Source organism: Negativicutes bacterium (assembly GCA_018052945.1).
Lineage (GTDB): Bacteria > Bacillota > Negativicutes > JAGPMH01 > JAGPMH01 > JAGPMH01.
On sequence record JAGPMH010000008.1, the window covers coordinates 14,999 to 38,252 of the forward strand.

Genomic DNA, 23,254 nt, shown 5'->3' on the forward strand with positions numbered 1-23,254 from the left:
CTTTCTTTAGCTATTATTGTACTATCAACCGATAATAATTTTTCTTGCCTTTACGAATTAAAACTCCGTCATCGCCAAATTGTTCGGCCGATAATATCATTTCAATATCTGAAACCCGCTCATCCCCAAAATATAATCCACCTTGAGTTATCAAGCGACGCCCTTCACCTTTCGAAGCAAAAACTTTTTCACGAGTTAATATATCTAATAATTTAGCGTTAAAATCAGCAACACTAATATTAATAGTTGGTACATTTTCTAAATTTCCAGCTCCAGAAAATAAAGCTTCAGCTGCTTGCTTTGCTTTATCAGCTTCCTCTTCACCATGTATTAATTTTGTTACTTCGTAAGCTAAAATTGTTTTCGCAATATTTATTTCTTTATCTTGTAAGGCCCCTAATCTTCTTACTTCCGCCATCGGTAAAAACGTTAATAATGCCAAACATTTTTCGACATCAGCATCATCAATATTTCGCCAATATTGGTAAAACTCATATGGTGATGTTTTAGTGGCATCAAGCCATAATGCTCCTTTTTCAGTTTTACCCATTTTACGGCCATCACTCGTAGTTAGTAATGTAAACGTTAAGCCAAACACTGGTTTACTTTCTTTGCGTCGTACCAGCTCAACTCCAGCAATAATATTAGACCATTGATCATCGCCACCTAGCTCCATTTTACAGTCAAAATCCTTATGCAATTTCCAAAAATCATAAGCTTGCATAATCATATAATTAAACTCTAAGAAAGTTAGTCCTTTTTCCATCCGTTGTTTATAGCATTCTGCTGTCAACATCCGATTTACCGAAAAATGCGCGCCAACTTCTTGTAATAATTCAATATAATTTAATTCTTTCAACCATTGTGCATTATTAAGCATTATGGCTTTATCATCACTAAAATCAATAAACTTAGCCATTTGTTTTTTAAAACAATCACAATTATGTTCAATTTGTTCCGGTGTTAACATTTTTCGCATATCAGTTTTCCCCGACGGATCACCAATTGTCGCTGTCCCACCACCAATTAAACAAATAGGTTTATGACCGGCTTGTTGCATATGAGCCATAACCATCATTCCTAAAAAATGCCCAACGTGTAAACTATCAGCCGTTGGATCAAAGCCAATATAAAAGCTTATTTTCTCTTTACTTAGTAATTCTTCAATTTCTTCACGATGAGTTATTTGTGCTAAATAGCCACGTTCTTCTAATATTTCTAAAACACTGTTCATCTTTCATTCTCCTTTATTAAACATAAAAAAACTCGCCCCTACACTAGGGACGAGCTAACCCGCGGTACCACCCAACTTAATGATTATAAATCATCACTTTGTAGCTGATAACGAAGCCAACCGTAAAAACCTACTATAAATAAACTTTAGTTCAGTTTTCTGCTAACAGGTGTATTTCAAATATACTTCTTACTAAGTTCCACCAACCCTTAGCTCTCTTTAAAGTAAATATATCTTACTTGTCCTGATCATCACATTTATCATATTATTTTACATAATAACAATTAAGCATGTTTTTGTCAACTATGCACACTACATCAAATGTTCCTCAATAATAACACTATCAAAATCATCTTTCATGTCATTATTAAAGACGCTGGTCGTATTACGCTCAACTTTAGCTTTGTATAACGCTAAGTCAGCATTATATACTATTTCCATTTCACTATTTATTTGTTCATTATACACCGCAACACCAATACTTACCGAAACAAAGCCTCGCGGTTGTTTATCACAATTAAAAAATTTATATTTTTCCACCGATTTTCTAATTCGCTCAGCGACAATATAAGAAGCTTTTTCACCCGCTTCAGGCAAAATAACTACAAATTCTTCGCCCCCATAACGGCAAACACAATCAATTTCGCGACATTGTGCTTTAATTAACGCTGCAACATTTTTTAAGACAAAGTCACCCATTAAATGTCCATTAGTGTCGTTATAATGTTTGAAATTATCAATATCAATCATCAATACTGATAATGGACGTCCATAGCGAATAGCTCGACCATATTCACGTTTTAACAAATTAACAAAGGATCGATAATTATATAACCCAGTCATTTCATCAATCATTGCTTGGTTTTCAACTTTTACGACATATTTAGCATGAGCAATAGTTACGGCAATTTGACTAGCTAATGACTTTAACAAATCCAAGTCATACTCCTGAATAACTCGACCTTTAGAAAAGTCTACATTAAGCACTCCTAATACTTTATCATTGACTATTAATGGTACTGCAATTTTTTTCTCAGCAGTTTCATTAAATTTAATATAGCGTTCATCTTGGTTAACATCTTCTACATAAACTGCTTCATGATTTAGCGCAGCAGTGCCAATTAACCCTTTGCCTAACGGTATTCTTAAGTCTTTTTCAGAATAACCAACGCTAGCTCTTAACTCTAACTCATTAGTAGCATTATCCATTAAAAAAATACCGATGTGATTATAGCCAAATTCTCGGGAAATACCTTCTACTATTTCCTTTAAAACTTCTTGTTGATTAACTGTTTTTTGTACAATAGATGTAATTTTATATAATGCCGCAATTTTCTTTTGCGTTTTATCAATATCCATTAAATGAAAATCTAATTTTGTCATAGATTCATTTAATTCTCTATTAACTTTTTCATATTGTTCTGCTACCCCTAAAAATTCCTCTTCAATTAACACATTCTCTGTCACATCGTGAAAAAGGATTAATACCTCATCTTGATGCTTCATCATAATGATTTTATAATAAAATTTAAGTCCAAACTGATTTTGATGTGTTATTTTCTTAATCTCAAGCGTTTCACCTGTTTCCTTACAATACTCATAACCTTCGTTAAAAATATTATAGTTTTCGGCTGAAGATAATAATTTAATTACTTTTTTTATGTTTTTATTTTTAAAATCTTTTTGACGACTTGAATATTTAGAATATTGCAATTTTATAATTTTATCATTACGATCTACGGCCATCAATACGGCTGAGATTGATTTTGTAATCATATTGGCAAAAATAGAAAAACTATTGTCTTTCATTATTCCACACATCCTCATTTTTTAAAAGATATATATTTAATTATAGCACCAAGATTAGAAAAAAAATATAACCTCATTACAAATTAATTGCAAAAAAGCTATTATATCTGTGCGGTTTAACTAACCTCACACAATATAATAGCTTTTTACCTTTATTTCATCAAAGCGGTTGCTCTTTTGTTAACTTCATATAAAATTTTCTCTTCATCCATTGTTAATAGTTGCCCTTTATTCATTAATATCTTACCATTAACAATTACGGTATCCACTTGACTGCTATTGGCGGAATAAGCCAATAATGAAATTTTATCGTTTTGTGGCGTCCACCATAAATTATTAGTGTCAAATAGCGTAATATCAGCTTTATAGCCTTCTGCCAAAATACCCACAGTATCTTTTAACCCTACTGCCTCAGCACCGTATTTAGTAGCCATTAAAACACCTTCATATGCCGGTACAACTAGTGGATCTAATGTATTTACTTTGTGCAACAGCGTTGCTAGTCTTAATTCTTCCAACATATCAAGGTTATTATTACTGGAAGCACCATCAGTTCCAAGCCCCACACAAAGCCCCGCCTGTAACATTTTGTGAACCGGTGCAATCCCACTAGCTAGTTTCATATTACTACCAGGATTATGAGCAACTCTGACATTATATTTTTTCATTAAGGAAATATCATTATCGGATAAATGTACACAATGTGCTGCTAACACACCGCGTTGTAAAATCCCTGTAGCTTCCATCAATTCAATTGGTGATTTGCCATACTGTTTTTGGCATTCTCCTACTTCAAATAAAGTTTCTGCTAAATGAATATGTATTTCAGCCTTTAAATCTTTACTGATGGCTACTACTGTTTCTAAATATTCCGGTGGACAAGTATAGGGGGCATGTGGTCCCAACATAACAGTAATTCTACCATCGGCCTTATTATTATAATTTTTAAACAAATCTGCCGCTTCCACCAATGCTTTTTCACCGGTTGGTGCTACACCAATCATTCCCCTTGACAAAACCGCTCTAATACCGGTTTCTTCAACCGCCGCTGCTACTTCTTCCATACTAGCATACATATCAGCAAAGGTAGTTGTTCCACTTTTAACCATTTCAGCAATGGCAAGCATAGTCCCCCAGTAAATATCTTCATCACTCATTTTAGCCTCAATTGGCCAAATTTTGTGCTGTAACCAGTCCATTAAATTCATATCATCGGCATAACTGCGTAATAGCGTCATCGCTGCATGAGTATGTGCATTGATAAACCCTGGTATCGCAAATTTATATTGACCATTAATAATTTCATCTGCCTGCCAATTTTCTGAAATTTGCCCTATTTTTATGATTTTCTCATTTTCAATAGCAATATCAACAGTTTGTACCGAACCATCTGCCACTAAGGCTTGAACATTTTTTATTAATAATTTATTCATCTTGCCCTCCTTGTATAAGGAACACAGCGTTAAATACTTTGTGTTCTATTTTTATTTATAATGCTGGAAATTATAGTTTAATGTTTCTTGCTAAGACTGGCGATAATATTTTAAATAATAATCATGCATAACTGCTACATCGTCATCAGCTAAAACTTTAGCTCCACCGGGTAATTGGTTAGCATAAATATAAATTTGTGCCGCCTTTTCAACTAATTCACAGGCTACTTTTGCTTCATTAAGATTGGTTCCACAGCCAACAACCCCATGATTCGCTAATAAGACTGCATTGTTTTCGCCAAGCGCAGTTACTGCATTTTGAGCCAACTGGTTAGAGCCATTTAATGCATATTCCGCCACCTTTACAGTGCCACCAACTAATTGCACCACATCTTCTACTATTGGCGGTATAGCTTGTCGAGCCACTGCACAAGCACTAGCAAAAACACTGTGCGTATGAATTACCGCATTAATATCAGGACGACTTTTATAAATTGCTAAGTGTAGAGCCATTTCACTAGATGGCTTTAAATCTCCACTAATAATAGTTCCTTCTAGATCAACAACAACGATATCTTCACTCTCAAGGCTACGATAATTTCTGCCAGACGGTGTTATTGCAATATAGTCTGTGCCGTCTACCCGTGCACTTAAGTTACCCCAAGTTCCCACAATTAAACCATTGTCTAATAACATACAGCCAAATTCAATGATACTTTTTCTGGTTTTTGTAAATTTACCCACAGCAAACCTCTCCTCTATGGCAATTTAAAAATAAACTGATAATTTCTTAAGAGAAATTATCAGTTTATTAAATTAAGCTTGATTTAAATATTTTTTTTGCGCTTCTGTTAATTTATCAATTCCAATATTCATTGCTGTTAATTTTATTTGTGCCACATTCATATTAACCTCATCTGGCATAATATAAACTTTATTTTCCATGTTATTATGATTTTCCACAATATGAAGCGCCGATAACGCTTGAATTGCAAAGGATAAATCCATAATTTCAGTTGGATGACCGTCACCAGCTGCTAGATTTACTAATCGTCCTTCACCTAATAAATATAAGCTTCTTCCATCAGCCATTTTGAATTCTTCAATATTTTTTCTTACAGTACGAGTCGAAACTGCTAATTTATTTAAATCAACTTTATTAATTTCCACATCAAAATGACCTGCATTAGCCATCATCGCACCATTTTTCATAACTTTAAAATGTTCACCCGTTATAACATCGCTACACCCTGTCAAAGTAACAAAAATATCACCATGTTTTGCTGCTTCTTGCATTGGCATTACATTAAATCCATCAAATACGGCTTCAATTGCCTTGATTGGATCAATTTCCGTAACAATGACATTAGCACCCAAGCCTTTTGCTCTCATTGCTACCCCTTTGCCACACCAGCCATAACCAGCAACGACAACAGTTTTACCAACAACCGTTAAGTTTGTGGTTCTCATAATCCCATCCCAAGTAGATTGACCTGTGCCATAACGATTATCAAATAAATATTTACAATAAGCATCATTCGCCGCAATCATTGGGAATTTTAAACGTTGTTCATTCTCTAATGCTCTTAATCTAATGACACCAGTAGTAGTTTCTTCAGAGCCACCTAAAATTTTTCCGGCCAATTCACTTCTTGTTGTATGTAATAATGATACTAAATCCCCACCATCATCAATAATAATATCAGGTTCACTATCTAATGCTTTATTTAAAAACACTTCATATTCTTCATCAGTACAATTATACCAAGCATATACTGTCACACCATTTTCTACTAACGCTGCCGCTACATCATCTTGAGTCGATAACGGATTACTACCTGTTACAACAACCTCTGCTCCAGCATTTTTAAGTACTAAGCCTAAGTAAGCTGTTTTTGCTTCTAAATGCATCGTTACAACCATTTTTTTACCGGCAAAAGGTTTTGTTTTAATAAACTCATCATTTAAGGAATTTAAAACCGGCATAAAGTTTTTAACCCAATTAATTTTATCATGCCCTTGTGGTGCTAATGTAATGTCTCTAATCATTGATTTCATAAAATTATTCACCTCGTAATTTTTTTTGTAGATTTTCAATTGCTTTATCATATGGAGCCTTTAATACACCATGTTCAGTAATAATCCCACTAATAAACTTATGTGGAGTTACGTCAAACGCCGGATTAAAAACATCAATATCTAATGGTGCTGTTTGCACCCCAAAAACATGCGTAACTTCTGCTTTATCACGTTCTTCGATTGGAATTTCTTCACCATTTTCCAGTGTAAAATCAAAAGTAGATACCGGCGCTGCTACATAAAACGGAATATTATGTTCTTTAGCTAACACCGCTACACTATAAGTGCCGATTTTATTAGCCACATCACCATTTTTCGTAATTCTATCAGCCCCAACTATTACTGCATTAACCATTTTATTCTTCATAACCCAGCCGGCCATATTATCAGTTATCAAGGTAACCGGAATATTATCTTGACTTAACTCCCAAGCGGTTAAGCGGGATCCTTGTAATAGCGGTCTTGTTTCATCAGCAAAAACTCTGCTCACATTTCCCTCTGACCAAGCTTGCCTAATAACCCCTAAGGCTGTTCCCATCTCAACTGTTGCAAGCGCCCCGGCATTACAGTGCGTCAAAATAGCAGTCGGCTTAGTAAATAAAGTCGCCCCATGTTTAGCCATATCGTTATTAACTTTTTTATCATCTGCATAAATTGCTAAAGCTTCTGCTTCTAATTTTTCCGCAAGCAATGAAGGTTGCAAATCTTTATATGCTACAATAACTCGCCCCATTCGATCCAACGCCCAAAATAAATTTACCGCCGTTGGTCTAGTGGCTCGCAAAACTTTGTCAATCTCCATAAGTTCATTGTAAAAATTAGGACAATTTTCATCAACCAGTGTTTTTGCACCTAAAACCATTCCAAAAGCTGCTGCTGCGCCTATTGCCGGAGCACCACGAACTTCTAGTTTTTTAATCGCTTCCGCTACAATTTCATAATTATCACATTTAATATATTCTACAACTTTCGGCAATTTAGTTTGATTTAACAATTCTAATTTGCCATCAGTCCAAATCATTGTTTGCATAAAACCCTCCTACAATTTAAAACCACCATATTCCGCTAAGCGTTTATCACAATTGCATTGTTTGTTATCATCATTGATTAATTCAATTGCTTTCATTATTAGTTTTTGAATGTTTTTGCTATTTTGTGCCATTGCTTCTAGCACTTCACCATGTGTTAAAGCCTGTGGTGAAATTCCCGCTGCAAAGTTCGTAACCATCGAAACAGTACAGTAACACATTTCAGCTTCACAAGCTAATACAACTTCCGGGACATTAGTCATGCCGACTAAATCTCCACCAAATTGCGCAAACATTTTAATTTCAGCCGGTGTTTCAAACCGCGGTCCATCAGTACAAACATAAACGCCCTTATCGTGGACAGCAATATCTGTAGCCATCGCTGCCGTTTTAATAAAACTACGTAAATCCGGGCAATATGGCTCTGTTACATCAAGATGTACAACCTCACGACCATTGCCATCATAAAACGTGCTAATTCTATTTTTCGTAAAATCTAAAAATTGATCAACTAGTACAAAATCACCAGGCTTCATCGCCAAATTCAATGAGCCCACTGCTGTTGTCGCAATAATATTTTTAACACCAATTTTTTTTATTGCCCAAATATTAGCACGATAATTAATTAAGTGTGGTGGAATAGAATGGTCGCTACCATGTCGTGGGATAAACGCAATTTTTTTGCCAGCGTATTCACCAACTTTGAATTTAACACTACCATAAGGAGTATTAACTTCTTGTTCTGTTATATTTTCTAAGATATTAGGATCATAAACTCCGGTACCACCAATTATCGCAATATTAATCATAACATCACATCCTCTTTATAATTCTCTTATGATATTTTCAAAATATCACTCATTTTCTGTAATACATAATCAGGTTCTTGTTCTTGAAGTTTTAGCCAATCAAGATGAGTCCACTTTACCGCGACGGTTTTGACACCCGCTTGCTTACCGCTCATAATATCGGCAGGACTGTCTCCAACCATTAAACAAACTTCAGGCGCTAACTTCAACTCTTGAAGCGCAATATTAACAGGCTCTGGATGAGGCTTAGGATTGATACATTCATTAATACCAATAACGGTACTAAAATAGCTTTCTAAGCCAAATAATTTTAAGCCTCGTAACGCTGTTTTCTTTGTTTTTGAGGTTACGACCGCTAATTTTATACCATTATCATACATTGTTTTAATGGTCTCAGCAACTTCAGGGAAAATTGCTATTTTTTCATCATGATATTTAGCGTTATGCTCACGATAAGTATCTATCAACTCATCCGCTTTATCTTTCCCTAGTGTCTCCATCGCAAGCCGCAAAGATTTGCCAAAAAAATCATGAACTTCACTAACGCTAATGTCATAATTACAATGTTGCTTAAAAGTATATCTAAACGACTCTACAATTAATTCTGATGTATCTAGTAAAGTTCCATCTAAGTCAAATAATACACCTTTTATGTTCATCATACCCTCACTATTATACTGTAAAATTTAGTTTTTCTATTGAATTATAGTCAGTTAAATCGAAATGAATAGGCGTAATGGAAATATAATTATTCTTCAAGGCATAAATATCTGTATCTTCCGCATTATCACAATCCACAATCTGTCCACCCATCCAATAATAAACTCTACCTCTAGGGTCTTGTCGACGATGAAAAGCATTTTCATACTTTCTATTACCAAGTTTAGTTATTTTTATTCCACCAATCAATTCTCCCGCAACCGCCGGAATATTAATATTAAGTAATGTGCTATAATGCCACTCGCTATTATAGTTCTTTTGGATAAAACTATGCATAAATTCAGCAGCAGCTGAAAAATCACAATCTTGCCATTTGTTTAATGATACTGCAATAGACGGAATTTTATGAATTGCGCCCTCAATCGCCGCACTAACAGTTCCCGAATAAAGTACATCATTACCCATATTAGGACCAGCATTAATTCCCGAAATAACTAAGTCAGGTTTTTGCGGTAGTAACGTTTCAATTGCTAGTTTCACACAATCGGTCGGTGTTCCACTAATACTCCAAGCCTGTGTATTCTCAATTTTTAGCTCTACTTCATCTACTCTTATTGGTTTATTCATCGTAATTGCTTGACTACTGGCACTTCGTTCACCATCTGGTGCAACAACATAAACTTCTCCCAATAGTGAAATCTTGTTTATCAGAGCTTGAATCCCTTTGGCATTAATGCCATCATCATTTGTTAGTAATATTTTCATACCAAATTCAGCTCCTACATTTGATTAATAAATTTATGTGTTTGTGGAATAACTCTTACATCTTTTAGTTTTGTCAATGCTAATGTTTGATAATTAAGCATCTCTTGCGGACTTACACCTTGGCAATTATTAATTGGTGTCACTGGTTGCATAATAAAAGTAATTTCATCATTAACTTTTTTGACCATATCAATCGCTTTAACAAATTCATCTGTCGTCATCTTATCGTTAACAACAAGTTTTACAAAAACTTCTTTTTTATTTGCTATTTTCAAAAACTCTTCTTGTTCTTGCCAAAAGGCTTTATGCAAAATACTTGGTAATTTTATATCCATACTAATATAATTAACTTTATCAATAATTTCTTTTAACGCCTGTGGCAAGGTTCCATTAGTTTCTATATATTTCGGCGCGGTAACCTTATCTAATAATATTTTTAAAAAATCAGCATTCAACAACGGTTCCCCACCGGTAAAACTGATGGAATGGTGATTGTTAGCCGTTAATTCATTAATCCGCAGTGCCAACTCTTCTATCGTTAAAGGATTAGCAACATCTTCAAAAATTCTTTGACCGGCAACCTTCTCAATTTTACATTTTTCAAAATTATTATGTGAAAAAGTTGTATCGCAATATTGACAATTTAGATTGCAGCCAGCAAATCTTACAAATAATTGTCGACAACCAACATATTTTCCTTCACCTTGAATTGAAGAAAAAACTTCGATTAAATTTGACTTCATCATATTACCCTCGATAACAAACTGCTGATTTAGGAGTTTCCCATATTTTCACCATGCTAATAGTAATATTATCATTGATAAAATCTGCTTCTGTCATTTTTTCAAAAATGAACTTAGCAATATTTTCAGCAGTAGGATTTATTTCTTTAAATGACGGTAATTCATTTAAGTAGTGATGATCAAGTAAATCTATAACTTTATTTACTTCACCTTTTAACTCTTTAAAATCTATGAGCATTCCTAATTTATTTAATTTTTCACCTTCAACAGTAACTTCCACACTCCAATTATGACCATGTAATCGATCACATTTACCAGGATAATCCACAATACGATGTGCCGCTTCAAACTCGACTATCACTGTTAATTCATACATACTATCCACCTCTGTTTATCACAAAAAGGTGAGTTTAAACTCACCTTTTTGACTATTTAATAATTTGTTTTTCTGCAAAAGCTTCTTTATTGAAGTCGGTATTTTTCATTACAAACTCTTCATAACTGATACTTCTTGTATGCTGAGTATGTGACCACGCTTTACGATTACGATGCAAAAAGCCCATAAAAGTAATCGGAATCCAACTATAGATAAATACCGGATATAATATCAAATACGCCCAAGTTTGCCACTGCGCTCTAATTCTCATCAAAATTATTACTGGCAATAAATATTGCCCAATCATAATAATTGATAAGATTTGCGACGGCAACAAACTATAAATATTAGTATAAAATGGCGGAACTTGAATTTGAATATAACTTGCAATAACAAAGGCTGTTGATATCAATAAAAAATGCGGTTGTAACAAATGAATAACTGCATCAATAATTCTAATATCTTTTTGCTTTATCCCCTCTTTAATCATTTTAGGAATATATCTTTGTGCAATATCAAAATGACCTTGTGCCCAACGCTTTCTTTGACGCCAAGATTGCATAAAAGTAAGCGGTTTTTCATCATAAACAATCGCATCATGAGCCCAAGTCGTTCTAACACCTTTTGCTAAAACTTTCATTGTAAATTCCATATCTTCTGTTAGGCAAGTAGCACCCCAGCCAAATTCCTCTAAAATATCAGTTGAGATACACATACCTGTACCACCTAAAACACTAGAAAGTCCAATATTAGACTTTGCCAAATGCCAAATATGATTTGTTACCCAAAAGGCAATCGCAAAAGTTCCCGAGACCCAAGTATCATGTGGATTTTTAGCATCTAAATAACCTTGAATAACTTTATCACCTTTGCACAGTTTGCTATTCATTTCTAACAAAAAGTTTGGATGCACCAAATTATCCGCATCAAAAATTGCTACAGCATCATATTTTTTTTCTAATTTAAACAATTTTGAAAACATCCACTCCATCGCAAAACCTTTACCTTTTTGCTCGTGGTTAGTTCTCTCAAATACTAATGCCCCATTTTTTTGAGCAATAGTTGCAGTATTATCAGTACAATTATCCGCAATAACAAAAACATCATATAAGCTATTAGGATAATTTAACATCTTTAAATTATCAACTAATGGTCCAATAACTTGTTCTTCATTATGAGCAGCTACAATAACTGCAAAACTTTTCTCAGGTTTTAATATTTTTTCTTCTGTTCTACGCCAAACACCAAAAAATGCAATCACAAAATAGTACACCGTAAAGAAAAAAATTATGAATTGCATTGGTATCATTACAAAATCGGCCATAAAATTCATGGATTTGTTTGCTCCTTTTAAATCCTCTTGATTTAATAATTTATTTTAGATTTTACATTAATGTATTTAAAATGCCAAAAACTACATAAGCGCTAAAAATCATAAATAGCACTGCTTTCACATTCCAAAATAATATATAGATAGCAAAAAGAGCTGTAATCAGCACTGGTATTTTTTTGATTTTTTCGCCCTTGCCCTTAAAATCGGGATATCTAACGGTACTAACCATCAAGTAACCTACCAACACTACTGCGATAGTTAAAAATTCTACTTTCGGCATTGCTCCGGTTAAAATAAAGGTAGCAATTAAGCACCCTCCGGCCGGAATTGGTAAGCCCATAAAAAAACCTTTAACAACAGTTGTGTTAACATTAAATCGCGCTAAGCGTAGTGCACCACAAGTAGCAAAGAAAACTGCCCCAGCCATCCCCACATATCCAAGGTCGTGCAAAGAATAAGCATATGCTAAAAAGGCCGGCGCCACTCCAAAGGATACTAAGTCACAAAGTGAATCAAGTTCTTTACCAAATTCACTGCTAACTTTAAAGTACCGCGCTGCTCTACCATCTAGTCCATCGGCGATCATTGCGATAATAATAAAAACAGCCGCCAAAAAATATTCGGCATTGTAAGTACTGATGATTGAAAGCATCCCAAACACCAAATTGGAAGCTGTCAATGCATTCGGAATTTGCTTCTTCATTATCGATTAATCCTCCCGATAACGGTTTCACCACCGACGACTCTATCACCTTTTTTAACTAAAATTTCTACATCTCGCGGAACCGTTACTTCAGTACATGAACCGAATTTAATTAAACCATATTTTTGTCCCGGTTCCAAGACATTTCCTAAAGTAACCCAGGATACAATCCGTCTTGCAATTAATCCAGCAATCTGCGTAACAAGAATTTTGACATCACCATTTTCAATTCCGATAGAATGTCTTTCATTTTCAAACCCCACAGAGTCTTTATAAGCTGCTAAAAATCTGCCACAGGTATATTCTTGAAATTTAATTTTTCCTGCCATCGGACTAAAATTAACATGCACATCAAAAACCGATAAAAATATCGTTACCTTTTTACAAGGCTCATTTACAAAGTCATCATTTTCAAGTTCAGTAACTCCCATAACTTTTCCATCAGCAGGCGCTAAAATTAAATTTTGATCCTGCGGTATATTACGGTGTGGACTACGGAAAAAGAACGTCACAAATAACGTTAATAGCGCCGGAATAATACTCCAGTATACACTAAGGGTAAAAGCAACAATAATTGTAATAATAAATAAAATTATAATAAACGGATAACCTTCTTTGACGATGATTGCTTTATGCATCTGTCCACCTCCTTATTTCTTTATAGCTTAGAATGAGTGAATTTACCAAATAATTATAATATACAGTTTTATGTTTGTCTAATCTTTTTTACCTAGCAAAACCTTTAACATAAACTCCGGAATAGCCATCATTCTGAAAATTCTTTGTGGTTGTAAAAACAACCGATATGACCATTCTAAATTTGCTTTTTGCATCCACAACGGTGCTCTTTTAACATTTCCTGCCATTACATCAAAAGTTCCACCAACACCAATCGCAACCTTTATGTTTAACTGATTAAGATTTTTTTTAAGCCATTTTTCTTGTCTTGGTACCCCCAATGCAACTAATAACAAGTCTGGTCTTAATTCATTTATTTTTGCAATAATACCAGCTTCATCTTCTGGTTTAAAATAACCATCTTGTATTCCCACAATATTGACGGCTCCATATTTCTTTTCAGCATTAAGTTTGGCTTGTTCGGCGACCCCGCGACCAGCTCCGAGAAAAAACACTTTATATTGTTTTTGACTAGATTTTTTCAGTAGCTCTTGCACTAAATCAAAACCAGCAACCCGTTCCGGCATATTATCGCCTTGGTGTCTAGCTGCCCAAACAACACCAGCCCCATCAGGGACAACTAAAGTTGCCTCATCTAAGATTTTTTTAAACTCTTTATCTTCATTAGCCAGCATAACCATTTCAGCATTAGCCGTAGCTATAAGCTTTGGGGGTTCACTATTTTTAAAAAACCCTTCAATTGTTTCTACTGCTTGGCTCATTGTAACCGCATCAATCTGTACATTTAAAACCGAAACTTTATTTGAAGTCAAAATATCTACCTCTCATATAAATTATATTAAAGACTATATTATCATAAAAAAAGCAATAATAACAATAGAATATTATATTTTTCCGGTACTTCCAATTCCGCCAATTCTAATATTTTCAGCCTTATCATCACTAGCTAATAAATATCGATAAAAGATTCCTTGTGCAATTCTAGTATCTTTCTCAATAGTAACTGAACTTTGATTATAATTATAAACCGGGATCATAATATGACCTTCATTTTCTACATTATTATAATAATCAGCATCAATCACACCAACATTATTAATCAAGGTTAATTTTTGCTTAATCGCAATACTTGACCTTATGTGAACACCTAAATATTCATCAGTTTGCATATATGCTTTTATCCCTGTTGGGATTAAAGTAACTTGTTGTGGTAATAAAATTATATTTTCCGCTGTTGCAATATCATAACCGGCACTAAATTTTGTTTTGCGACTTGGTAATATAATATTTTTTTCTTGATAGTAACTGACAATTTCAAAACCGCGCTGTTTCATAAAAACTCCTCAACTTCTTCTCTCATGAAAAAAACCGAGAAAACTCGGTTTTATTTTGCATTTTCATTTTTATTATAAGTTAATGCTCGGAAAGGTGTAATCGTTGATATTGCATGTTTATAGACCAGTTGTTGTTTTCCTTCATTTTCAATAATTACCGTGAAATTATCAAACCCAGCTACTAATCCTTTAAGTTGAAAACCATTGACTAGATATATTGTTACATGAACATTTTCTTTACGCACTTGATTTAAAAAGTAATCTTGCAAATTCATTCCTTTAACTGACATAAAAACAATACCTCCAATACTTATCTTTCCTTGGCACTTCATTTACATTTTACTACAGTCTATACTTAAGTGCAATTTCTTTGTATATTTCTTCCACTAAATCACTCTTATTTTCTGTTACATTATACCACTTTATATAAGACATTCTTCTAAACCAGGTTAATTGTCGTTTGGCAAAGTTTCTGGTCGCTTGCTTTATTTTATCAACAGCAAATTCTAATGAACAAATCCCTTCCAAATACCATACCAACTCTTTATAGCCAATCGCCTGCATCGCTTGACAATCTTTTTTTACACCATTATGTAATAACAATTTCACTTCATCCAGTAGACCATTTTCCATCATAATATCAACCCTGTTATTGATTCTTTCATAAAGTTTAGCTCTATCCATATTTAAGCCAATCACAACTGCATCGTAAGCTAAAAGGTTATTAGAATTTAGTTCTTTATCTTGCGAAATATATTCACCACCTTGATGAAAAACTTCCAACGCCCTAATAACTCTTCTTGTATCATTGATATGTAATCTTTGTGCTGACTCCGGGTCAACAGTTTCTAACATTTTATGCAGCTGTTCTTTGCCTTGCTCTTTAGCTATTTGTTCTAGCCTCAATCGATAATCTTCATTCGCGGAAGTTTTGTTGAAGTTGTAATTTTCCAGCAACGCTTTAGTATAAAGACCGGTTCCACCGGCAATTACAGGAATTTTACCTCGGGCATTAATGTTATCAACAAGCTCCGCTGCCCTTTCTTTAAATTCAGTCACACTAAAACTACTATTTGGCTCTAGCACATCGATCAAGTGATGCTTTATCCAAGCCTGTTCCGCCACCGATGGTTTGGCTGTCCCAATATCAAAACCCTTATAAATTAGCATCGAATCACCGGAAATAATTTCACTATTTAATTTTTTTGCCAAATCAATACTAAGTGCAGTTTTTCCGACTGCCGTTGGTCCTATTATAACAATAACTTTATTCATCTTTTCACCCTTTATCTATTACCCCATAGCTAACACTGCTATATTTACCACCATAAATTTGTGAAATATTTAGCCGTTCAAACTCCATACTATCTTTAGTTTCCTTTATAACAACTCTTTTTTTCGCAACTCGTAGTGCCTCTACTAATGCTTTACTTTGAAGTTGCTCCATATTAGCAATAGCTCGCATTGGTTTGAAGTTAGCACTATCTTGTATGGGCTTGCGAAACATCGGATCAAAATAAACTATATCAAAACTATTATCACCTTGGGCTTTTAAGTAATCTAAATAATGAAGATTAAAGCTTTCAATTCTTCTTAAACTATGATTTATTGCTATATTATCATGATTAAAATTAGCTAAGCCATATTTTGTTATTAAATAAATTAATGTTGCACTTTCAAGCCCAACAACTTTACCATTTTCACCAACAATATAGCTGGCAACTGTCGCATCAGTCCCCAATCCTAGCGTACAATCAAGGACACTCATCTTTGGTTTTAAATCCATTGCTTCAACCATATGATCTTTTTGGTTACGGTTAAGATTTAAAATACGCAACTGTGCCATGTTCAAATGAAAAAACAAATCACCCTGGCTTGTATGAGCTTTTAGCCCATCTTTCGTGAAAATCAAAATATTATCGACATTATTGTCTTGTTTTAATCTTTCCAGTGATAAATTATTTCGTGTAACAAATTTTTTATTAAGCTTTTGTGCTAAAGCTTGAGCCTGATAAATTAAATCTGTATTAACTTTTGTAATAGTTGTAATAATAAACTGCATTATTAAGTCCTTTTAAACATTTTAGCCAACTCATTACTGCTAAACTTGATAATCGAAGGTCGTCCATGCGGACAAGTATAAGGTAACATTGTATTATTAAGCTCTTCAATAATAAAGTTCATTTGCATTAAACTAAGTTTGTCACCAGCTTTTATAGCTGCTTTACACGCAGTTATTTGTAGTGTCTGGTGACGCAATTCTTGTGGTGAAACATTATGCAGATTTTCTAAACTTTCCAAAATTTCTTTAATGATATTTTCCGCTTCCACAATCTGCACATCACTTGGCACTTCCAATAATCTCATACTATTAGGACCGGCTTGCTCCATATTAAAACCCAATTTAAGAAAAACTTCCTTATTGTCATTAATGAACTCACATTCCTTTTCCGTTAAATCCATAAAAATATGCATTAATAATTGCTGAGAAGGTATTTTATCAGTATTTTTTGCAAAACGATCATATAATATCCGCTCATGTGCTGCATGCTGATCAATAATAAATAAACCACTGCCATCCGTAGCAATAATATAACAATTATCAACCTGACCAATGGCTGCAACAAATCTATTTTCCATCGTATTTTGCACTTGATAATCATTCAGTCTATTTTCTTCAAGCACCGTATTAATTTTTTCTCTTAACACAGTCTGTTCTGTACTACAGTCATTATAATGATTATTCTGACTAAAATTTTCATAATCTTTATTAGCATAATAATTATTTTCAACCACTGGGATATCTTGATAAGATCTTTCAACAAAATTCAGCGGTGAATCATGAAATTTCGGTTTTAGGTCATGAATATTAGTGACAATTTCTTCAATTTCTTGCGGTTTTTTGATAGTATCAACAATAGCATGATAAACCGCTCTAAACAATCTTCCTTCATCAGCAAATTTCAATTCACTTTTTTGCGGATGAACATTAACATCAATATCAATATTAGGAATAGTTATTGCCAGCACCGCCAAGGGATAACCAGACTTTGGTAACAAAGAGTGATAAGCATTATCTATTGCTTTGGCAATACTACGGCTATTAATAACCCTATTGTTAACAATAAACGTTTGCCATTGCCTACTACTTCTTAATACTGTTGGTTTTGATAAGAAACCTTTTATTGAAAACTCTTCAATCTTAGCATTAACTTCCAACAACTCAGCACTAACTTTACTACCATAGATATTTTTAATTGTTTCAAATAAATTTCCTTGTCCCGGGGTCGCTATAACTAATTTGTTATTATTAATAAACCGAATAGCAATTTGCGGATGAGAAATTGCTAATTTAACAACAATTTCGTTAATATTACTGCCTTCGCTACTTGGTGTTTTTAAGAATTTTTTACGAGCTGGAGTATTGTAAAACAAATCTTCAACCTTAACCGTAGTACCGATATTGCCACCGGCTTCTGAAAAATCTGTAATAGTTCCTCCGCTAATTTCAATAATACTAGCAAAATCAGCTTCAGCTTGTCGGCTCAAAATTGAAAACTTTGATACAGCAGCAATGGTCGCCAAGGCTTCACCACGAAACCCCAACGTTTCTATATTATTCAAATCTGCCGCTGTTCTTAATTTACTGGTAGCATGACGTTGTACTGATAACTTCAAATCAGCTTTACTCATACCGCAGCCATTATCAGTTACCCTCATAAAGCTAATTCCACCAGCCATTATCTCTATTTCAATTTTAGTACTGCCTGCATCGATAGCATTTTCTACTAATTCTTTGATAACGGAAGATGGTCTATCGACCACTTCTCCGGCAGCAATTTTATTCGCTGTATTTTCATCTAAGATTTTAATTATATTCATATTTTACCAGCATCCTCTTTAGCTTGCTGTTGTAAGCGGTATAATTCATTCAACGCCTCTAATGGCGACATACTCATCACATCTAAGGTTAATAATTGCTCAGAGATAGTATTAGTAAATAAAGATAACTCGCTACTATCTTCATTTCTAAGATTTGTTTTTCTAGCTGGTTCTGGTCCTAACTGATTTTTTTCTAATATATCCAGTATTTCATTGGCCCGATCTGTTATTTTTTTAGGCAAACCGGCCAATTTAGCAACATGAATACCATAACTCTTATCAGCTCCACCAAGAACGATTCGCCGTAAAAATACAATTTCACTACCGCGTTCCCTTACTGCGACCGAATAATTTTTAATGCAAGTATCATAACTGTCTAAGTCGGTCAATTCATGATAATGTGTCGCAAATAACGTTTTTGCGCCAATTTTACTCTTAATATATTCAATCACTGCTCTAGCAATACTCATACCATCAAAAGTACTAGTACCCCTACCAATTTCGTCCAAAATTATCAAACTATTTTTAGTAGCATTTTTTAAAATTTGGGCAACTTCATTCATTTCTACCATAAAAGTGCTTTGACCGCTAGCTAAATCATCACTAGCACCAATTCTAGTAAAAATTGAATCAACAGGATTAATATAAGCTTCTCTTGCCGGAATAAAACTTCCCACCTGTGCCATTAGAACTAATAACGCAACTTGTCTCATATAAGTTGATTTACCAGCCATATTAGGTCCTGTTATAATCATAATTTCACTATCATAATGATTTAAGTCGGTATCATTTGGTACAAACAGTTCTTTTTGTAAAAGTTTTTCGACTAATGGGTGTCTTCCATCTTTAATAATAATTTCGCCGGTATTAGTCAAATTAGGGCGCACATAATTATTTCTATTAGCAGCCTCACTTAAACTCATCAACACATCTATTTGTGCTATTTCTTGTGCTGTTTTTTGAATAGATACTAAAACAGTTTTAATTTTATCTCTAATTTCACTAAACAGTTGATATTCAATGTTAACTATTTTTTCTTGTGCACCTAAAATCTTATTTTCAAAATCTTTTAGCTCTGGCGTAATATAGCGTTCAGCATTAGCTAAAGTTTGCTTTCTGATATAATGTTCTGGCACCGCCGCAGTATTAGAGTGTGTAACCTCAAGATAATAACCAAAAACTTTATTATAACCGATTTTAAGCGACTTTATCCCGGTTCTTTCTTTTTCACTTTGTTCCATCTCTGATAACATACTTTTGCTGTCACTTGAAATGGCTCTTAATTCATCCAGGTCTTTATTATAGTTTTCCTTTATTATATTACCATCTTTTAACGACAGGCCTGGATTATCAACAATGGCTTCTTCTAATAGCTCAACAACCGGCGTAAACAATTCTATGTTTTTGTTAATTTTTTGCAATAATCTTGATTTACTAGACAATAAATTATTTTTTACCCCCGGTAAATTAGCCAACGAAGTTTTTAAGGCAACCAAATCTCTGGCATTAGCGGTATTAACTTCAATTCGTGTTAGCAATCTTTCAAAATCATAAATTTCTTTTAAGCTAGAGCCTATTTCTTCGCGACAGGAAAAATCTTGAACAAGCTCTTCTACGGCTTCTTGTCTTTCAATAATTTTAGCAATATTAACCAACGGACTTTCTAGCCATTTTTTCAGCAATCTGCTCCCCATCGCAGTTTTGGTAAAATCAAGCACTGCTAATAAAGTATCCTTCTTGCTGCCATCTCGCAAGTTTCTCGTTATTTCCAAATTACGCAAAGTAAAACTGTCAATTAACAAATTTTCTGAAACATCAATATAATTTAATACATTTAAATGTGCTAAATCATTTTTTAGTGTTTTATGTAAATAATACACTAAATTACCAACGCCATTTTTACCACATTCTTCTCTTGGCATTTGTTCTATTGCAAAATGACTCTCTAATAATTTCATTAAATCATTCTGTGCCGGCACTATACTACAGCTACAATTATTTAGTTTTGTACTGATAAAAGTTTCAACTTCATCTTGATAACTAAAGCCCTCTACTATAACGACCTCAGCTGGCATTAAGCGATATAGTTGATCAAATAACGCTTGTTGTATTCCTTGATAAACACTGTAAAAACATTCACCAGTGGAAATATCTGTACCACTTAAACAAAAAGCATCATCTTTTTGATATAAAAGCACCAAGTAATTATTACTGTTATCAGTTAAGATACTTTCTCCTAAAACCGTTCCTGGCGTAATAATTTTTATAACTTCGCGCTTCACAATGCCTTTGCTTTGCGCAACATCTTCAACTTGTTCACAAATAGCAACCTTATAGCCTTTGGCAATCAATCTAGCAATATAGTTTTCCGCAGCATGATATGGCACCCCGCACATTGGTATTTTGTTTTTGGCTCCACCATCACGACCAGTTAAAGTTATTTCAAGTTCTCTGGATGCAGTCTGTGCATCTTCAAAAAACATTTCATAAAAATCACCTAAACGAAAAAACAATATTTCATTTTGATGTTGTTCTTTTATTTGTAAATATTGATTAATCATTGGAGTATATTTATTAGTCATAAATTCACCTCAGTCTTTTGACATTAGCACTCTTATTGTCACTCACTAAATTAATTCACCATTAAGCACCCAAGTTTGTGCTTTGGTTATTTTGACATTGATTAAATCGCCGGTAGCTTCATCACCTTGTTTATCCCAAATAACTATTTTATTAGTTCTGGTTCTGCCGGTAAACCTAGTTTTATCAGACTTACTAGGTCCTTCCACCATAACTTCAACAACTTTCCCCTCATAACTTTTATTAATATTTAAACTAATATCATTTTGTACTGCCATTAAAGCTTGTAAGCGTTTTTTCTTCTCACTTAACTCAACTTGGTTGAGCATCGTCGCAGCTGGAGTCCCTGACCGTTTTGAATATAAAAAAGTGTACGCCGCATCATATTTGATTGCTTTAATTAACTCTAACGTTTCGGCAAAGTGGTCTGGAGTCTCTCCAGGGAAACCCATAATTAAGTCAGTAGTTATCGACGCATTCGGCAATGCTGTTCTAATTTTTTGTACCAATTCTTTATAATATTCAACAGTATAACCCCTGTTCATTTCCTTTAAGATCTCATTACAACCTGATTGAATTGGCAAATGAAAATGTTCACAAATTTTATTACTGTTTTTTATCGTTTCAATAACTTTATCATTCATATCACGGGGATGAGATGTCATATAACGAATTCTTTCAATTCCATCAACCTTATCAATTTCAGCCAATAAATCTGCAAAATCAGCACCATTGTTATCTTTACCATAAGAGTTAACATTTTGACCTAGTAACGTTACTTCTTTGACTCCGGTTGCCGCTAATTGTTTTATTTCTTCAATAATATCAACTACCTCACGGCTACGCTCACGACCTCTAACATATGGCACAATACAATATGTACAAAAATTATTACAACCATACATAATTGTAACCCAAGCCGATACTCCACCTTTGCGAGCCGTCGGTATGCTTGATGGCATTTCCTCGGCTGAATCAATTACTGCTAAAACTTGCTGTTTTGATTCCTCAACGTCCTTAACAACTTTTATTAACTGATGAACGTTATGGGTTCCTAAGATAAAATCGATATGTGGTGCTCGTTTAAATAATTTTTCTCTATTTTTTTGAGCCATACAACCAGTTACACCAACAATCAAATTAGGGTTATTGCTTTTTAGCCTCTTTAGTTCACCAATTTTCCCATAAATTTTATTTTCAGCACTTTCTCTAACGCAGCAAGTATTAATAAAAATTAAATCTGCGCTTTCCATATCTTGACCTTCTTCATAGCCTAAACATCTTAATTGACCAGCTAAGCGCTCCGTATCATTTTCATTCATTTGGCAACCATATGTTATCGAAAAAAACTTTTTACTATCTATTTTATTTAAATTATTATTTGATTCTGTCATGAATTGTTCCTCCATAAAAATTCAATAAATTAAATTTTATTATATCATATTAAACATATTTACATACAGTAAATTATGAAATAGACTATCTTTTACTCTAACACAAAAAAAGATAAACCCGAACAAAATTTGTTCGAGTTTTAAAGTTAAGACTGTCTAATTTTAAATTTCTTCAACAACCTCATATTCTGCCATAAAATTACGATATTTATCGTAAATTAATTTAATAGCAGTAATAATCGCTCGTTTAGCTCCACCTTGATAAATTCGGTCAACAATTTTACCGAGAATTTCAGGTCCCTCATTAATGTTATGCCCGGTCAGAGCTCTTGCAATATGCCTACTGGCTAAATCTGTCGCTAAAGTACAATCAGCATCAACTATTTGGCCATTTTTCACATCGATAATTAAAATTACACCAATGGTTCTATACATTTCTCCTACCGTTATTCC

At 33.8% G+C, this 23,254-nt stretch carries 23 protein-coding genes and 1 other annotated feature; all 23 genes read right to left on the bottom strand.

Going from position 1 to position 23,254, the window contains the following annotated elements; all coding sequences use genetic code 11:
- Window positions 1-13: 13 nt before the first annotated feature.
- The 23 genes from KBI38_02215 to KBI38_02325 all read right to left on the bottom strand — a co-directional run bounded on the left by KBI38_02215 (window position 14) and on the right by KBI38_02325 (window position 23,236).
- On the bottom strand, window positions 14-1,234 hold the full coding sequence (locus KBI38_02215) for a tyrosine--tRNA ligase (GenBank protein MBP8628876.1): 1,221 nt from the start codon (window positions 1,232-1,234) through the stop codon (window positions 14-16).
- A 42-nt stretch (window positions 1,235-1,276) separates the two neighbouring features.
- Window positions 1,277-1,495: a binding site (T-box leader), on the bottom strand.
- A 51-nt stretch (window positions 1,496-1,546) separates the two neighbouring features.
- Window positions 1,547-3,043 (bottom strand): sensor domain-containing diguanylate cyclase, encoded by a 1,497-nt coding sequence (locus tag KBI38_02220; protein MBP8628877.1) that lies wholly within the window; start codon window positions 3,041-3,043, stop codon window positions 1,547-1,549.
- A 152-nt stretch (window positions 3,044-3,195) separates the two neighbouring features.
- Entirely contained in the window at window positions 3,196-4,476 is a 1,281-nt protein-coding gene (locus tag KBI38_02225) for an amidohydrolase (GenBank protein ID MBP8628878.1), read from the bottom strand.
- A 90-nt stretch (window positions 4,477-4,566) separates the two neighbouring features.
- Complete coding sequence (locus KBI38_02230; GenBank protein ID MBP8628879.1) at window positions 4,567-5,172, bottom strand: class II aldolase/adducin family protein; 606 nt, start codon at window positions 5,170-5,172, stop codon at window positions 4,567-4,569.
- Window positions 5,173-5,292: 120 nt separating this feature from the next.
- A complete protein-coding gene (locus KBI38_02235; GenBank protein MBP8628880.1) occupies window positions 5,293-6,534 on the bottom strand; it encodes an adenosylhomocysteinase in 1,242 nt (413 codons plus the stop codon).
- A 4-nt stretch (window positions 6,535-6,538) separates the two neighbouring features.
- Entirely contained in the window at window positions 6,539-7,585 is a 1,047-nt protein-coding gene (gene mtnA, locus KBI38_02240) for an S-methyl-5-thioribose-1-phosphate isomerase (GenBank protein ID MBP8628881.1), read from the bottom strand.
- Window positions 7,586-7,594: 9 nt separating this feature from the next.
- Window positions 7,595-8,392, bottom strand: a complete 798-nt coding sequence (gene mtnP / locus KBI38_02245) for an S-methyl-5'-thioadenosine phosphorylase (GenBank protein MBP8628882.1) — start codon at window positions 8,390-8,392, stop codon at window positions 7,595-7,597.
- 26 nt (window positions 8,393-8,418) lie between these two features.
- Window positions 8,419-9,051 carry a pyrophosphatase PpaX gene (gene ppaX / locus KBI38_02250; protein ID MBP8628883.1) on the bottom strand — a complete coding sequence of 211 codons (633 nt, stop codon included), beginning with the start codon at window positions 9,049-9,051 and terminating at the stop codon, window positions 8,419-8,421.
- Window positions 9,052-9,064: 13 nt separating this feature from the next.
- Window positions 9,065-9,817, bottom strand: coding sequence for a 5'/3'-nucleotidase SurE (surE, locus tag KBI38_02255; protein MBP8628884.1), 753 nt, complete (start codon window positions 9,815-9,817; stop codon window positions 9,065-9,067).
- A gap of 14 nt (window positions 9,818-9,831) precedes the next feature.
- Window positions 9,832-10,563, bottom strand: a complete 732-nt coding sequence (locus KBI38_02260; GenBank protein MBP8628885.1) for a 7-carboxy-7-deazaguanine synthase QueE — start codon at window positions 10,561-10,563, stop codon at window positions 9,832-9,834.
- 1 nt (window position 10,564) lies between these two features.
- Window positions 10,565-10,936: a 6-carboxytetrahydropterin synthase QueD gene (gene queD / locus KBI38_02265; GenBank protein MBP8628886.1), complete on the bottom strand. Its 372-nt coding sequence runs from the start codon at window positions 10,934-10,936 to the stop codon at window positions 10,565-10,567.
- 52 nt (window positions 10,937-10,988) lie between these two features.
- Complete coding sequence (locus tag KBI38_02270; GenBank protein ID MBP8628887.1) at window positions 10,989-12,269, bottom strand: glycosyltransferase family 2 protein; 1,281 nt, start codon at window positions 12,267-12,269, stop codon at window positions 10,989-10,991.
- A gap of 52 nt (window positions 12,270-12,321) precedes the next feature.
- Window positions 12,322-12,972 carry a CDP-diacylglycerol--serine O-phosphatidyltransferase gene (gene pssA / locus KBI38_02275; protein ID MBP8628888.1) on the bottom strand — a complete coding sequence of 217 codons (651 nt, stop codon included), beginning with the start codon at window positions 12,970-12,972 and terminating at the stop codon, window positions 12,322-12,324.
- Window positions 12,972-13,610, bottom strand: a complete 639-nt coding sequence (locus KBI38_02280) for a phosphatidylserine decarboxylase family protein (protein ID MBP8628889.1) — start codon at window positions 13,608-13,610, stop codon at window positions 12,972-12,974. The genes pssA and KBI38_02280 overlap by 1 nt, the downstream gene beginning before the upstream one ends.
- Before the next feature lie 78 nt (window positions 13,611-13,688).
- On the bottom strand, window positions 13,689-14,372 hold the full coding sequence (locus KBI38_02285; GenBank protein MBP8628890.1) for a WecB/TagA/CpsF family glycosyltransferase: 684 nt from the start codon (window positions 14,370-14,372) through the stop codon (window positions 13,689-13,691).
- 123 nt (window positions 14,373-14,495) lie between these two features.
- Window positions 14,496-14,945 carry a dUTP diphosphatase gene (locus KBI38_02290; GenBank protein ID MBP8628891.1) on the bottom strand — a complete coding sequence of 150 codons (450 nt, stop codon included), beginning with the start codon at window positions 14,943-14,945 and terminating at the stop codon, window positions 14,496-14,498.
- 50 nt (window positions 14,946-14,995) lie between these two features.
- A complete protein-coding gene (hfq, locus tag KBI38_02295; protein ID MBP8628892.1) occupies window positions 14,996-15,235 on the bottom strand; it encodes an RNA chaperone Hfq in 240 nt (79 codons plus the stop codon).
- Between the two features lie 52 nt (window positions 15,236-15,287).
- On the bottom strand, window positions 15,288-16,220 hold the full coding sequence (gene miaA / locus KBI38_02300) for a tRNA (adenosine(37)-N6)-dimethylallyltransferase MiaA (GenBank protein MBP8628893.1): 933 nt from the start codon (window positions 16,218-16,220) through the stop codon (window positions 15,288-15,290).
- A 4-nt stretch (window positions 16,221-16,224) separates the two neighbouring features.
- Entirely contained in the window at window positions 16,225-17,007 is a 783-nt protein-coding gene (locus KBI38_02305; protein ID MBP8628894.1) for a class I SAM-dependent methyltransferase, read from the bottom strand.
- A gap of 2 nt (window positions 17,008-17,009) precedes the next feature.
- Complete coding sequence (mutL, locus tag KBI38_02310) at window positions 17,010-18,827, bottom strand: DNA mismatch repair endonuclease MutL (GenBank protein ID MBP8628895.1); 1,818 nt, start codon at window positions 18,825-18,827, stop codon at window positions 17,010-17,012.
- Window positions 18,824-21,409: a DNA mismatch repair protein MutS gene (gene mutS / locus KBI38_02315; protein MBP8628896.1), complete on the bottom strand. Its 2,586-nt coding sequence runs from the start codon at window positions 21,407-21,409 to the stop codon at window positions 18,824-18,826. The genes mutL and mutS overlap by 4 nt, the downstream gene beginning before the upstream one ends.
- 45 nt (window positions 21,410-21,454) lie before the next feature.
- Window positions 21,455-22,801 (bottom strand): tRNA (N6-isopentenyl adenosine(37)-C2)-methylthiotransferase MiaB, encoded by a 1,347-nt coding sequence (gene miaB, locus KBI38_02320; protein ID MBP8628897.1) that lies wholly within the window; start codon window positions 22,799-22,801, stop codon window positions 21,455-21,457.
- Window positions 22,802-22,963: 162 nt separating this feature from the next.
- Complete coding sequence (locus KBI38_02325; GenBank protein MBP8628898.1) at window positions 22,964-23,236, bottom strand: DUF3870 domain-containing protein; 273 nt, start codon at window positions 23,234-23,236, stop codon at window positions 22,964-22,966.
- Between the last annotated feature and the right edge of the window lie 18 nt (window positions 23,237-23,254).